General features: G+C 31.5%; 15 protein-coding genes. All 15 read left to right on the forward strand.

What is annotated here, in order from left to right; all coding sequences use genetic code 11:
• Positions 1-470: 470 nt before the first annotated feature.
• The 15 genes from K5S59_RS20635 (at position 471) to K5S59_RS20700 (ending at position 12,410) form a co-directional block, all read left to right on the forward strand.
• Complete coding sequence (locus K5S59_RS20635; RefSeq protein WP_061654139.1) at positions 471-791, forward strand: hypothetical protein; 321 nt, start codon at positions 471-473, stop codon at positions 789-791.
• A 1-nt stretch (position 792) separates the two neighbouring features.
• On the forward strand, positions 793-1,077 hold the full coding sequence (locus K5S59_RS20640) for a hypothetical protein (RefSeq protein ID WP_061654138.1): 285 nt from the start codon (positions 793-795) through the stop codon (positions 1,075-1,077).
• 100 nt (positions 1,078-1,177) lie between these two features.
• Positions 1,178-2,476 carry a hypothetical protein gene (locus K5S59_RS20645; RefSeq protein ID WP_061654137.1) on the forward strand — a complete coding sequence of 433 codons (1,299 nt, stop codon included), beginning with the start codon at positions 1,178-1,180 and terminating at the stop codon, positions 2,474-2,476.
• 825 nt (positions 2,477-3,301) lie between these two features.
• Positions 3,302-4,081, forward strand: a complete 780-nt coding sequence (locus K5S59_RS20650; RefSeq protein ID WP_061654148.1) for a ParA family protein — start codon at positions 3,302-3,304, stop codon at positions 4,079-4,081.
• Positions 4,081-4,713, forward strand: coding sequence for a hypothetical protein (locus tag K5S59_RS20655; RefSeq protein ID WP_061654147.1), 633 nt, complete (start codon positions 4,081-4,083; stop codon positions 4,711-4,713). The genes K5S59_RS20650 and K5S59_RS20655 overlap by 1 nt, the downstream gene beginning before the upstream one ends.
• A 158-nt stretch (positions 4,714-4,871) precedes the next feature.
• Positions 4,872-5,075: a hypothetical protein gene (locus tag K5S59_RS20660; RefSeq protein ID WP_061654146.1), complete on the forward strand. Its 204-nt coding sequence runs from the start codon at positions 4,872-4,874 to the stop codon at positions 5,073-5,075.
• Between the two features lie 188 nt (positions 5,076-5,263).
• Positions 5,264-5,587 (forward strand): hypothetical protein, encoded by a 324-nt coding sequence (locus K5S59_RS20665; protein WP_061654145.1) that lies wholly within the window; start codon positions 5,264-5,266, stop codon positions 5,585-5,587.
• A 287-nt stretch (positions 5,588-5,874) separates the two neighbouring features.
• The gene (locus tag K5S59_RS30255; protein WP_259652773.1) at positions 5,875-6,006 is read left to right on the forward strand and encodes a hypothetical protein; all 132 of its coding nucleotides are present in this window, start codon (positions 5,875-5,877) and stop codon (positions 6,004-6,006) included.
• A 206-nt stretch (positions 6,007-6,212) separates the two neighbouring features.
• Positions 6,213-6,392, forward strand: coding sequence for a hypothetical protein (locus tag K5S59_RS20670; protein WP_061114680.1), 180 nt, complete (start codon positions 6,213-6,215; stop codon positions 6,390-6,392).
• 255 nt (positions 6,393-6,647) lie between these two features.
• Complete coding sequence (locus K5S59_RS20675) at positions 6,648-8,162, forward strand: tyrosine-type recombinase/integrase (RefSeq protein ID WP_061114681.1); 1,515 nt, start codon at positions 6,648-6,650, stop codon at positions 8,160-8,162.
• A gap of 17 nt (positions 8,163-8,179) precedes the next feature.
• Entirely contained in the window at positions 8,180-8,911 is a 732-nt protein-coding gene (locus tag K5S59_RS20680; protein WP_061654144.1) for a hypothetical protein, read from the forward strand.
• Between the two features lie 25 nt (positions 8,912-8,936).
• Complete coding sequence (locus K5S59_RS20685; RefSeq protein ID WP_061114683.1) at positions 8,937-9,656, forward strand: hypothetical protein; 720 nt, start codon at positions 8,937-8,939, stop codon at positions 9,654-9,656.
• Between the two features lies 1 nt (position 9,657).
• The gene (locus K5S59_RS20690; RefSeq protein ID WP_061114684.1) at positions 9,658-10,245 is read left to right on the forward strand and encodes a hypothetical protein; all 588 of its coding nucleotides are present in this window, start codon (positions 9,658-9,660) and stop codon (positions 10,243-10,245) included.
• 37 nt (positions 10,246-10,282) lie between these two features.
• Positions 10,283-10,810, forward strand: a complete 528-nt coding sequence (locus tag K5S59_RS20695) for a hypothetical protein (protein WP_061114685.1) — start codon at positions 10,283-10,285, stop codon at positions 10,808-10,810.
• A gap of 415 nt (positions 10,811-11,225) precedes the next feature.
• Positions 11,226-12,410 (forward strand): MarR family transcriptional regulator, encoded by a 1,185-nt coding sequence (locus K5S59_RS20700; RefSeq protein ID WP_061114686.1) that lies wholly within the window; start codon positions 11,226-11,228, stop codon positions 12,408-12,410.
• Positions 12,411-12,477: the final 67 nt, after the last annotated feature.

Consider the following 12,477-nt stretch of genomic DNA (forward strand, 5'->3'; position numbering starts at 1 on the left):
TTTTATCGAAAAACATTTACCTTTTACGATTTAGTGGTAAAAAAAGAATAGAAAAAACCGTTATTCATATTGTAAAAAAATGTAAAGATTATCACTTCCCGAAAAATGAAATTTGGCGATTTTGAAATCTCTTTGATAGCAAGCGTTTTGACCGAATCGGGCAAAAAAATGAAATGTTTCATCTTGTAATTACAACAAAAAAATAATTGTAATTTTTATTGTTGTTATAATTATTATAATTGTTGTAAGTAATGTTACAACATTACTTACAACTACAATTGGAGTTACAATTACAATAACAATATGAAGTAATGTTGTAAAAATAATAATAGTTGTTGCTAAAGTTACAATAGTAATTACAATTATAATAAGAATTAAAGGAAAAGTTACAAATATAATAGAAGTAACTATTATAGGTGTGATTATAATTACAATGATAATTCCATTTAAAAGAAAAGAAGGTGAATGGCATGGATTCCGTAAGGGATATAGTCATAAAAGAGGTATTATGGGGTTTTATCCGTCATAACAACCAAGGATTTGAGGTGGATGATATTGCATCTGATACGAAAATTATTGATTTGTTTCCATCGCAAACAGGAGAAGATGAACAAGCGAACAGACTTGGAATTTCTTTGCTAGAATCTTGGCGAGCGATTTGTAATACGTTGGGTATAATTGATGCAGAAATCGGGTACGAGCTACGAGAAGAATTTCAATTATTTACGTTTGTAGAAGATGTAATTATTTATTTTCAAAACTGGGCGGAGTTTTGTAAGGAGGATGAATAAAATGGCTGAAAAAAGTGAAATGATTTTCGATGGATTAAGAGATGTTTTTGCGCAACATGCTGTGATTGCAATTGATGAATTTGATATTGCACCAGAACAAGAATTAATACAATTGTTCGGAAATGATGTAAACATTTTCGGCAATGCCATTGCACATTTTTTGGCGGCTTGGGAAGATCAAGTCGGTCAACGAGGTTACATTAACGTGGAATTAGAAGCGTTGTTTGACACTTTTAAATATTTTAATGACATCTATGTCTACTTTTGTTTAATACTAGAAGCTTAAAAAAAACACCTATTTAGGTGTTTTTTTCTTGTAATATAGGAATAATGTGTATACTTCGTTGTGAGAACGGTAAATAACTATTACATTTGGAGGTGATATTATGGGAATCGGCAAAAAAATAGCGAATGAAATTATCGACATCACCGCTTCTTTGACAAAGAGAGTTTTAAATGATGCATATACAATAGGAAAAGAGTTGACGAAACATGCGTTTAAAACAACATTTAAGATAGCGAAATATAGTACGAAGTTTAGCTATCAAGCTATTAAATATTTTACTAAGAAAGCAAGAAAGCACCATGCAGAGAAACAATTGACGAAACAAAAATCTATGAATATTGATCCGCCTACAAAATACAACGCAAAGTTCAATCAATTTACACAACAACCACAACAGGTACAACAACAATCCCAAAAACAAAATAATATTATACAAACAGAATATTTTGCACAACAAAAAAAGGAACAAATGCAACAAAAACAAGCGCAACCACAAAAACAGGTTCAACAACAAAGACAAGCACATGCACAAGCGAATGGAATGGGAAATGCAATTCAACAATTCAAAAAACAACAAGCAGAACAACTGAAACAACGACAACAACCAGAGAAAGTTGTATATTCACAACGATTCGAAAAAGAAAATGGAAAAAAGATATTCCAGGAGCGTGTCGTACATGAAAATGAATTGCAAAATGTACAAAAATTCTATGAAGATTTGATGGAAAGCGGATATGTGGAAGGAAAAAAATTAGAAGAAGTAAAAAAAGTTTCTTCTCTTCTTAAAGAAGAAAAAGAATTGTTATCTAAAAATAAAGCGTACAAAAATAGTGAATATTGTGCTACATATGATTATGTGAATGATACAGATAAAGGGAAGAAGATGGGTATCAAAGATGCGGTCAAAAATGGCGATGTAAAAGAATTTCAAAATGAATATTCAGAGAGATTCGAAATAGTAAAAACAGACATTGCAAGTTATTATCAAAAAATCGAACAAACGAAAGATTTACAAGAGAAAGCATTTTGGGCTGGCCGCTTAGAAAACTACAGCTCTTCTCACAAGGAAACGTTGAAAAATTCGGGAATCGGGAAAGAGATCAGAGAAATGGAAACGAGCAAACCTTCTCTGTCCAAAACAGAAAAGTTGGAAGAGAAGCTAAAGAGAATAGAAGAAATGAAGAAAGGTATAAAACATAAGGAAGAAATCAAAAAGAAAGTGAATAACATGCAGCCTAATACATTATTGCGAAATGCATTGGAAGGAAAGCTAGGAGCGTCAGCCCTCGATACAGATATGTTCTTCAAAACAGATAAGGAAAAAACAGCATATAGAGAATCAAAGAAACAGGAAAAAATCGAAGCAATCAAACATTCCAAAAGGGAGATATATTTCTAAGAAATGTATCTCTTTTTTTACTTTACTTTATGTTACTTTACTTTTCTTTACTATCAGACTATACGACAAATCCATGTTTTTCGTCATAGGTGTTACCCTTCCAGAAAATAAAAACGTTCAAATAAACGGTATTCTCGTTCGTTTGTGATGATCTTGTTTTTTAATATTGGGGTAAATTTCAATTATGGCATAAAAAAATTACTTGGAAAGCTTGCGGCCATTTATGCTAAACAGACGTGCTTTACCCTCGCTGGGAATACCGCAGTCTTGTCCTTTAAGCTGCGGTTCCTGGCGGTTTAGGGTGTACGTCGAAAATTTTAGCGTCAATGGTGGAAAGTAATCTTTTTTATCTTCCTTGTTATATAGAAGAAACTGATTCGTCTTTATTTCGTAGTTGTTATTTTTGGCAACTGCGAAACTATCATTCTTTTACACTTACATATTTTTACATATTTTCATTTCTGAAAAAGTGTGATTTCATGGTGTTGTAGTTACAAATAAAATTATTATTAAAATTGTAAAAATAATTAAAGGATTAATTGGAGTTATAACACAATATACTATATGACCTCCAACTAATGTTGTAAGTCATGTTGTAACATTAGTTGTAGTTGTAATTGTAATTACAACTACAATAATAATTACAATAAAAATTGTAATTAAAAGAAGTATTGTAAATATAGTTGTAGAAATAGTTATAAGAAGAGTTGGAACAATAGATACAACTCTGATTGTAAGAAAAATTGTAACTTTATTTACAATCATCACTTGAATTGGAGTTCAAGTTTGGAGTATACTTATTATAACAAGAGGAGAGTGGATAATATGGGTAAAATCATAGCGGTATCAAGCAATAAGGGTGGCATTTTAAAGACAAGCCTGACAACAAATTTGGCGGGCGTTTTATCTAAAGAAGGTAAAAAAGTTTTAATTGTAGATACAGATAATCAAGCGAATGTAATGTTAACGTTTGGGGAAAATCCAGATGAGTATGAGAATACATTATTTGAAGTTCTTACAGAGGATTTTCCGATCCGAGATGCGATCGTAAACGTTCATAAAAATATATATGTCTTACCAGCGAATGAAAACCTTGCTTATTTTGATATGCGAGTGTTAGATAACCAAGATATGTACCCGAACTATTTAGAATTATTCAAAGAAAAAATAGAAGAAATTCGAGAAGAATTTGATGTAATTTTGGTGGACACGCCTCCAAACATGGGGATAATTGTTGCGAATGTTTTGATGGCAGTCGATTCTGTAATTGTACCGTTCCATCCTGAAACTTATAACATCCGATCCATCATTAAAACGATTGAAGCGATAGAAAACTTTAAAACTCGTAATGAAAAATTAAATATTCTTGCTGTCGTTCCGACAAAAGTAAAATTAAACACTTCAATTCACAATGAAACTTTAAATCTATGCCAACAATTCTGCAATACAAGAGGAATTAAAATTACCAAAAACGTAGTGAAAGAAACGATTAAATATGCGGATGCTTTAGCAAAAAATCGATTACCTCTTACGTTGGTAGATAAAAAATCAAAAGATGATGTTGTGCAAGATTACTTTAAATTGGTGAAGGAGTTGGGTCTATAATGAGTTTCAGTCCAGATAAGTTTCCTACAAAAGATACAAAAGGTACACAGAGAGGAAGAAAGAAAAAAGAACCGCAACAACCGATTATGGGATTTGATCAGGTTGCTGGAAAAAAAGACAAACAAACTCCTTCTACTGAAAATGAAGGAGTAAAGCAAGAAGTAACACAAACAACAGAAGAAGCAACTGTTGAGGCGAAAACAGAAGAACCAGTTGTAGCTGAAACAGAAACACCTGTTACAGAAGAACAGGTACAAGATGAAGTGGTAGAAAGTACGGAAAATGTTGATTTAAAAGATGATGAAAGTGGAAATAATGAAGACAACAATGAAGGTGAGTCAACAACAAATTCAAGTGGAAACAACGATGAGGGGGAAGAAAAAGTGACACAAGAAAATAAAGGCGGACAAGATCCAAACGGTAATAAAACAGAAGAAAAAGATGCAGTTTTGAGTTGGTTAGAAGAAGATATAAAAACGAATAAAAAGCAAACAAAAACGTATTTCTTAGATAAAGAAGTTATTGATAAAATTGATAAGATTGGGAAAAAAATTCCGAAGTCAAAAGGCGGTACTGGTGGTTTCGTAAACGAATTATTAAAACAAGCATTGAAAGATAGAAATCTTTGGTAAGATACTTACATAAGCACCTGCAATGAAGGATATTCTCCTTTGTTGTAGGTCATATTGTAAGTGTAAGAAAAGCTGTTGTAATAGGCATAATCATTGTTATAACTGTTATTACAAGTCTTATTGTATATTTATTTCATATTAAAATAAGAACTCGTACAATGATTCTAATTATTGTACGAATAATAAGTAGAAGTGTTATTGTAATTCTATTTGTAAGAGTAATAATAAATGGAATTACAATTATTTTTACAGTTGTAGTTGTAGTTGTAACTCCAATAATAGTTACAAATAGAGTTGTAAGTAAAGTTACAACATTAGTTACAAGTTTATTTGTATGTAGTATTGGATTACCAATTACATAATGAATTACAGTTTTTATTGGAATTACAACATGCAGTAGATCAAATTTGGAAGCAATTGTTCAAAAATCCAGTCATATCAACGTGCATTCAAAATCCAAAACTTCATTTTCTCAAAAGTGTTGATTTTTTACAAAAACTTCCTATTATAAAGTTATTAATTTATGATTTTAAATGGAGGTGTATTTGACATGCGTAATATTTTAGAAGAGAATGATATTATTTGTGGTGTAAAAGTACCGCACCAGGCTTACAGAATCCGAGAATTCGGATGGGGAGAAGAGGAAGATAAAATAGTACATACTGTTTTAGCAATGACTTTAGTAGATGAAGAACAAGTTCCTGTAATGATCGTAGAAGGTGTAAATGAAAATACAGTATATAAGTTGCCAAAAGAACTTTGGGATTTTGGGAGAAAGATTGTAAGACAACATGTGCAACGTTCATTCGAAATTGCTTTCTATTATATAGAAGAAACTGATTCTTGGGATGCTGAAGCTATCTATTATTTATAAAAAACAACTGTGACAAGCCAAACGGAGTTTGTTGCTAGTTCCATCTATTTTTAATAAATAATAACGATGGCCCTTGATTATACTAATTAACGACGATACATTGTAAATAAGGTAAGATAATGATTGTTTTGAAATAATGTCGCTCCTTCCCTGCCATCACGTCCTTTTACGAGTTTTACTTAAACAATATTTGTTTTGAAAATCTTCTAAGTCATTCTCTTGTCTTATGAACACTTAGTTTTACTTTAACAGTAGTTGTTTTGAAAACAATGAAAGGTGTTGTTACTATGTCAAAAGAAGAAGTAGAAGGATGGGGAAAAGCTGCGGAAGTTTTTAACAAAAGTGAAAGTGAAAGAACAGCTGAAGATGCAAAGCAGGAGTTAAAGAAAATTAGAAGTGAAAGAATGGATGACAAGTAATTGTTTTGAAAGATAACAACGACTTGAATTTGTTGAATCAATTTTTTTACTGTAACAATGATTGTTTTGAAAGATTCGCTTGTCGGTTGGAACAAAATATATTCTTCTGTATTCTACTGTAATAACTATTATTTGAAAATTAAAAAAGGATTCTGTTTTGTATTCGTGTATATATAAATGACGAATACAAGAGGATGTGAACATACATGCAGGAATATCAACAAGCATTGCTATTTGATGATTATCGCGATTGGAAACATAGATGCAAGTTAGAAAAACGATTATCTTCTATAATAGAAGAAATTAGATTCTGCAAATCAAAGCAACTACCTGATCTTCTATTTATAAAAGAACAAATTCAACAAGAAATCAAACGGTTACTATAAGTTGCGACCAGCAGTTTCAACGATTTGTAAAAAGTTTTTAAAAAACTTTCATATGGGCCTTGCATCTTATTTTTTTCGCGCTATATTACAAATGAAACAGAATTACAATTCTATTCAATTTGTTAGAAGAACCGAGAAAATCAAAAAATGAAAACCTTGTTATCATCGCATTTCTATCTACCGACTGTTTTTCCAAAGACAGAAGTTAGTCTTCACAAATTGAATAGAATTTTTTATGCGAGGGGAGCAATACAAATGACAATGAAAATGACGAAGTATCAAAAAATAGAATTAGATCAAATCAGTAGTAATGAGAAAGAAGTTTTTATCGATTTAGTTATCACAGCAAAGCGAGAAAAAATTATACAGAAAGTAAAATTTGTACGCGATGAGGATTATGCTTGGGGAATGAAATGGGCATATGATCATTTCGCAAAAACAAAATTAGAAATGAAATTGATTTTCTCATATGCTGCATTGTTCTTAACAGAAGAATTAGGAGTGAATGATTTCATTATCTATGACAAAGTATTGGAATACAAAGTGGAAACCAAAGAGCAAATTGAAAAGACAATTGAAGAGTGTTGGTACGAAAATGATGAATATTACCGATTCTTGAACGAAAAGAAACGCCATAAAGAATATGCAGATAATGAACTCATGGGAAAGAGTAAAAACACTGCAAAAACGTACTTGGATTCGTTACAGAAGTTCTTCACTTACTTGTTCTTTTATGAAAGAGAAACATTTCCGATTTTCAGTACTAATGAAGTTAGTAGATTTGTGGAACATTTAAAAGAAATAAAAGAACCAAAGAGGTTTTCAGCAAATTATATTGTCCGCATATACGCAGCTATCGCAAGTTATGCGAAATACAATAATTACCCTTTAGATAAGAAAAAAATCGATTTACCGACTATTCCAAGCGTTCTGGAACTAGAAGGAAGGTCACTGGAAGAAGACAAGTTGCGAACTTTAAATGAAATGTTTCGAAATGCATTTTACGAAGCGAGAATGAATCAAGACGAACGAATCATTCCTAATTTGAGCAATCAGCGTAATCTATTCCGCAACTGGGTGATCTTTAGGCTCATGGCCGCAACTGGGATGAGGATAAGTGAAGTAGTTGATTTAGAAATTGATGACTTGTATCTAGAGGGAAGTCGTACCGAAAGTCGTTATGTACATATCCGCAAGACAAAGACAAAGATAGAAAGGAAAATCCCTTTATCACAAGACATTACGAAACTATTAAAAGATTATATTTCTTTCAGGCAAAAAAATGATTTGGAAATTGAAAAACAAAAAGAGTATTTCAATCAAATCAACAATCGTTCCAAACTCACCATCGAAATGATTATGAACAAAAAAGAAATAGCCAAATACGAAAGCATACAAAAAAAGTTACAAAAAGAGAATTTATCGACAATGGAAAAAAACGTTATACTTGCGGAACTTAACATGATGCGCATGGAAAAAATTGATGAATATATCGAAAGAAGATTCAAACCTTTACCTTATTTATTCATTTCAAATCGAAATAAGATTGTAAGTAAAAATACAATCATGGATGTGTTTAGAAAGAAGAATATCACGAGTCACCAGCTTCGGCACAGTTTAATCAAAAAGCTGATGGATGAAGGAGTCTCACTCAATCGTATTCAAAAAATCAGTGGTCATAAAACAGCAGATATGATTTTACGTTATTCAACACCTTCCTTAAAAGAGGTATCGGAAGACCTAGAAGATCATGAGCCAAAATTTGATTAAAGAAAAGGGGTATACAAATGAAAGAACTATTACGTTTTACAAAAGAAAACAAGGGAGAAATCAACGAAATTGCTGTTCTTATACGAAAAGATTTTACGTTATTTGTAGAATTCAAAGGACACCGTATTATGAGTTATATCGATGGAAAAGGACGATTACGTTTCTATGACACAACAAGACCAAAGGAAATTAAATTTGCTGGGATCGGCATATCGGAAGAACAATTAGAAGTGATTCAAAACTATATAAAAGAAGAAGAAATACGTTTAGAACAAGAAAAAGAACAACGAATCGTTGATGAATTTGGGGAAATTACAGATGAAAGTGAAATCCGCTTCACCTATACAACTGGTTATGATTTCAATGTTTCAAAGCTTCCGAAAGCGATTCGTGATTTAATTATGCAATTAGAAAAGAAAGATGTAAAAGGATATGAAAAAGTTGATTTCTACGGAGATTATAGTGTTGATTATGTCGTTACAATGACTTATAAGCAGTTACTTACATTAGTAGAAAATAGAAAAAAAGAAAATGAAATCATCGAGACAAAGAAACAGGAACGTATAGAAAAAGATAAAAAAGAGTTTGAAGAAAAGAAAAAACAAGCACGAGAAACAGGAAAAAGAGTGAAATTGTCTCACTGGATGGAACCATGCAATGATCCAACAGAAGAATGTAGTATAGATTTTATCACTAAATACATTGCACCTGATGGAAAAATTGAAATTGTTCGGTCTCATTCTTATTAATTTATAAAAATAGGGGGAAATAAACATGAAGTTTTTAAGTGAAATATATCCAAACGTGAAATTTTTCGAAAAAGAAAGTGATAAAAAACAGATTTTCTACGGAGTAGAAAGAAGTAAATTGAAAAAACGTGTACATGTTGAAGATTTTGTTTTCATTCGACCTGATTGTGAGTTCAATACAATCAGTTGGATTACAGGAAATGAAGATTCTTATTACGATGCTCTTCATATTAATGATTTTTCATATGTACTAGAAAAAGAGAATGTAGAAGAGTTATATCGTGAGTTAGTAAGTGATGCAACATTTAAAAATGCTTTAGAAAACGTACATATTAATAATTTCTATCATTTTGAACGTACAGATTGCTTACCGAAAGAAGTACATGCATTTGTTTTACATTTTTTAAACGAAATGAATCATAAAAACGTTCTGTTCAACGATGCAGATTGGGAAGATTCAATTGGTGTCTATGATGGCGATAAAACGCACCATAGAATCATTTTAAATGAGAAAAACGGATATGTGTATGCTGAGGATTTAGATTGTCTAGTACAAGAAGAAGCAAGTTTTAAGAACGGTTCATTTTCTTCAAAACTATATCTCACAACAGAAGGTGACCTTATTCAAGAATTTCATTCTCATTCTGAAAAAGACTTAGCACATCATATGACTGTACTACAAGTGATTGAAGGAAAAGAAAAGGAACAATATCTACAATTAATATTTAAAAAGGAGGGGAATTAAAATGAAACATACATTAGGGCCACAAAAACCATATCATTCATTAACCTTAGAAAAGGTATTGGAAGGTAAAAAAATCGAAATGAAGGTATCGATTAATTCTTCACTTACTGTATTTGTTGGAGATGGTAGTGGGTATAGTGAAACAGCCTATTTTGAACTTCAAGATGGACAAGAATATTTACGATTAAACAATATTTTGTATATAGATGATGTTCTAATCGATAAAGTTCCTATTACGCGTATGGAAAAAGGGACGTTAATACAATTCGCAATTGACCAAATAGAGCGAAATGAAGAGATTAAAGAAGAACGTTTCCAATCAGAAGATGCAATGCTTAAATTTACTTATAATGCTTCAAATCGAGTAGCTGAAGAACATGAAGAGTACCCTTGGTATGTGAGAAAACGTATTGAATTATTAGAAAGAGAAGAACTCTATCCTTTTGTGTATCAAGAACAATGGGGCGATGAGAAAGTCCTCTTTATGATCCGTATACCATACGAAAGATTAGAACAAATGACAGAATCAAGAATGCAAAAAAAGGTGGATTCGTATGAACTACGAAAAGTTGATAAAGAAAACGAATGAAATACATAACAACATATAAGAAAAGGAGTGTTTTATCATGGAACAAATTCTTTTAAAAGTAGGAGAAAAAGCACCTGAGAAGTGGATGAAAGATTTTCGTAATATGGGTCAAGGTGGTGTTTTAGAATATGATAAACACACAGGAGAATTGTATTTATTCATTATCCTGCACAACATTAAATCGAAAGAAAAACGCCAAATCAAACAAGGTTTAATTCGTTTCCGTTTATATGAAAAGGGTAATTGCATTCTACCAATCTTTGCGGTCGATAATCCGCGCGAGGATTTACTCTTAGAGCTGCCGTTTGATCCCAGTTTATATGATGAAGGGATAAATTTGGCAAGTGATCGATTAAACATCTTTTTAATTGAACAAAAAGATGAAACGATCCAAGCGATGCGTACATTAGACTTAGGAGGAGAGTTCTTTTTGAAACTCTTTGGGAATTGGATAGGGAAAGAAAAAGACTTCACAGAGGAATATCAAGCATTTTTACAAGAAGCGTACCAGCATAAGTGTATTGATCTTTGGGAACAGGCCGCACAAGTGGATTGGGACAAATAAAATGCTGGGTTTATTTGCTAAATGTTGTTAGAATCAGTAGAATAGTAGTAGAAAGAAAAAGGTTTTTTGTGAGAAAGTGAAGAAATATAGAAGAAAGACTGGATTTTTTGTGAAAAATGAGGTAAAAAGAAGAAAAGCCACTGTTGGTAGCAGTGACTTTACTTTAAAGCTATAAAATTGTTTCAATGAAGTTTTCCCGACTTCTGAATCCGATTGAGACAACCCAACCGTAATTTAATCAACGTTTATATATTTAATAATAACAAAAATTATTAAATATTTCTACTAAGAATATACATTTTTATATTCTTTTAGTCAAGAAGAATTAAATTCCTTTTTTGGGGACAAAATTAAATTTATATTATTATAGATAGTTCGGATTCCTATCTCTTACAAATAGAGAGGGGAAATTAACATGAGTATTAGAATTAGACAATCAAAAGAATTAGAACGACGTATTGAGGAAAAAAAGAAAGAGAAAGTAACAGGTAAAAAACGAGGACGACCTCGTAAAAACAAAATCGAAGAGGAAATAAAGAATCCACCTTTTAAGCCGTTCGATGAAACAGGAGAAATACCAGAAGGGTATATTCCAGGTCTTTTGAAAGAAGGTTCATCTGTAACGGATAAAGAAGCGTTGGAGAAAGAACAAGAAAGAAAAAAAGCACAAAGATTATATGAATTATCAAAGGAACGTGAACCATTTGTACAAACAGGAAAGGAATATAATGTCATGTTCGAAAAATTAACACAAGCCGAATTACATTATCTGATGCAAATTATTCATTATGTTCCCTATGGAGAAAAACCAATCAAAAAAGACGGACAGTTATTAACGATTGGTGATATTTATGCCATTTGGGGAGTTCACCGAGAGACTGGCCGCAAATATATAAATAAATATATAAAACTAGGGATTGCTGAAAAAGAAAAATCAACAACTTCTAAAAGAGATGAATATTTGATTATCAAAAAAGAATTTTGGTTCAAAGGAAATAAAGACTTTAAAGGATATAATTCCAAAGTGATGGAAGCAAAAATGGAAGAAGTTATCGAATCTATTAAAATACAAACAGCAGAATATATGATTACTGCACAGGAAGAAGAGAACAAATTAGCAGAAGAACAAAGAAGAGAACCGAGAGAGGTTAAAAAAATATTCCCATTGTCTTTGTTAGGTGTTTTACTAGGACACATACACTTTCAAACATTTTTCCTCGTACATAATCCGACAGATGTAGCGATCCAAGAAGGAGAAACAGTACACGAAGTAATGGCGTCAGAATATAAAAGTTATCAAAGAGAAGGACATTTGGAATTTATGAGTAAAATAGATATTTGGCGTAAAATCACTGGAAAAAAAGTGAAAGATTTAGAAACAGAACAAAGCCAAAAATTAGATTTGTATTTTGATATGTTGAAAAAAGCTGGGGCTTTATTAAGCATAGAAGGTATGGAAAATCGATTGATTATGCACCCCGAATTAGCATTTGTAACTCCTCATGTGAAAGAAACAGATTGGTACAAGGCTGTTGCAACAATGTTTAACTTTACTAAATCAAAAAAGAATAAGAAGAAAAATACAAAAAAACAAGGTTAATTCCTTGTTTTTTTGTTGTTTAAAAAAACTTAATTGAGAATCATTATCTAAAAAAAGGGGGGGTTTT

Source organism: Bacillus sp. BML-BC051 (genome assembly GCF_019656175.1).
GTDB lineage: Bacteria > Bacillota > Bacilli > Bacillales > Bacillaceae_G > Bacillus_A > Bacillus_A mobilis.

Bases quoted from the DNA above. Each gene is read 5' to 3' on its own strand.
- K5S59_RS20635 (WP_061654139.1), top strand. From the start codon at position 471: ATGGATTCCGTAAGGGATATAGTCATAAAAGAGGTATTATGGGGTTTT.
- K5S59_RS20640 (WP_061654138.1), top strand. From the start codon at position 793: ATGGCTGAAAAAAGTGAAATGATTTTCGATGGATTAAGAGATGTTTTT.
- K5S59_RS30255 (WP_259652773.1), top strand. From the start codon at position 5,875: ATGTCAAAAGAAGAAGTAGAAGGATGGGGAAAAGCTGCGGAAGTTTTT.
- K5S59_RS20665 (WP_061654145.1), top strand. From the start codon at position 5,264: ATGCGTAATATTTTAGAAGAGAATGATATTATTTGTGGTGTAAAAGTA.
- K5S59_RS20685 (WP_061114683.1), top strand. From the start codon at position 8,937: ATGAAGTTTTTAAGTGAAATATATCCAAACGTGAAATTTTTCGAAAAA.
- K5S59_RS20670 (WP_061114680.1), top strand. From the start codon at position 6,213: ATGCAGGAATATCAACAAGCATTGCTATTTGATGATTATCGCGATTGG.
- K5S59_RS20690 (WP_061114684.1), top strand. From the start codon at position 9,658: ATGAAACATACATTAGGGCCACAAAAACCATATCATTCATTAACCTTA.
- K5S59_RS20680 (WP_061654144.1), top strand. From the start codon at position 8,180: ATGAAAGAACTATTACGTTTTACAAAAGAAAACAAGGGAGAAATCAAC.
- K5S59_RS20695 (WP_061114685.1), top strand. From the start codon at position 10,283: ATGGAACAAATTCTTTTAAAAGTAGGAGAAAAAGCACCTGAGAAGTGG.
- K5S59_RS20660 (WP_061654146.1), top strand. From the start codon at position 4,872: ATGATTCTAATTATTGTACGAATAATAAGTAGAAGTGTTATTGTAATT.
- K5S59_RS20645 (WP_061654137.1), top strand. From the start codon at position 1,178: ATGGGAATCGGCAAAAAAATAGCGAATGAAATTATCGACATCACCGCT.
- K5S59_RS20650 (WP_061654148.1), top strand. From the start codon at position 3,302: ATGGGTAAAATCATAGCGGTATCAAGCAATAAGGGTGGCATTTTAAAG.
- K5S59_RS20700 (WP_061114686.1), top strand. From the start codon at position 11,226: ATGAGTATTAGAATTAGACAATCAAAAGAATTAGAACGACGTATTGAG.
- K5S59_RS20655 (WP_061654147.1), top strand. From the start codon at position 4,081: ATGAGTTTCAGTCCAGATAAGTTTCCTACAAAAGATACAAAAGGTACA.
- K5S59_RS20675 (WP_061114681.1), top strand. From the start codon at position 6,648: ATGACAATGAAAATGACGAAGTATCAAAAAATAGAATTAGATCAAATC.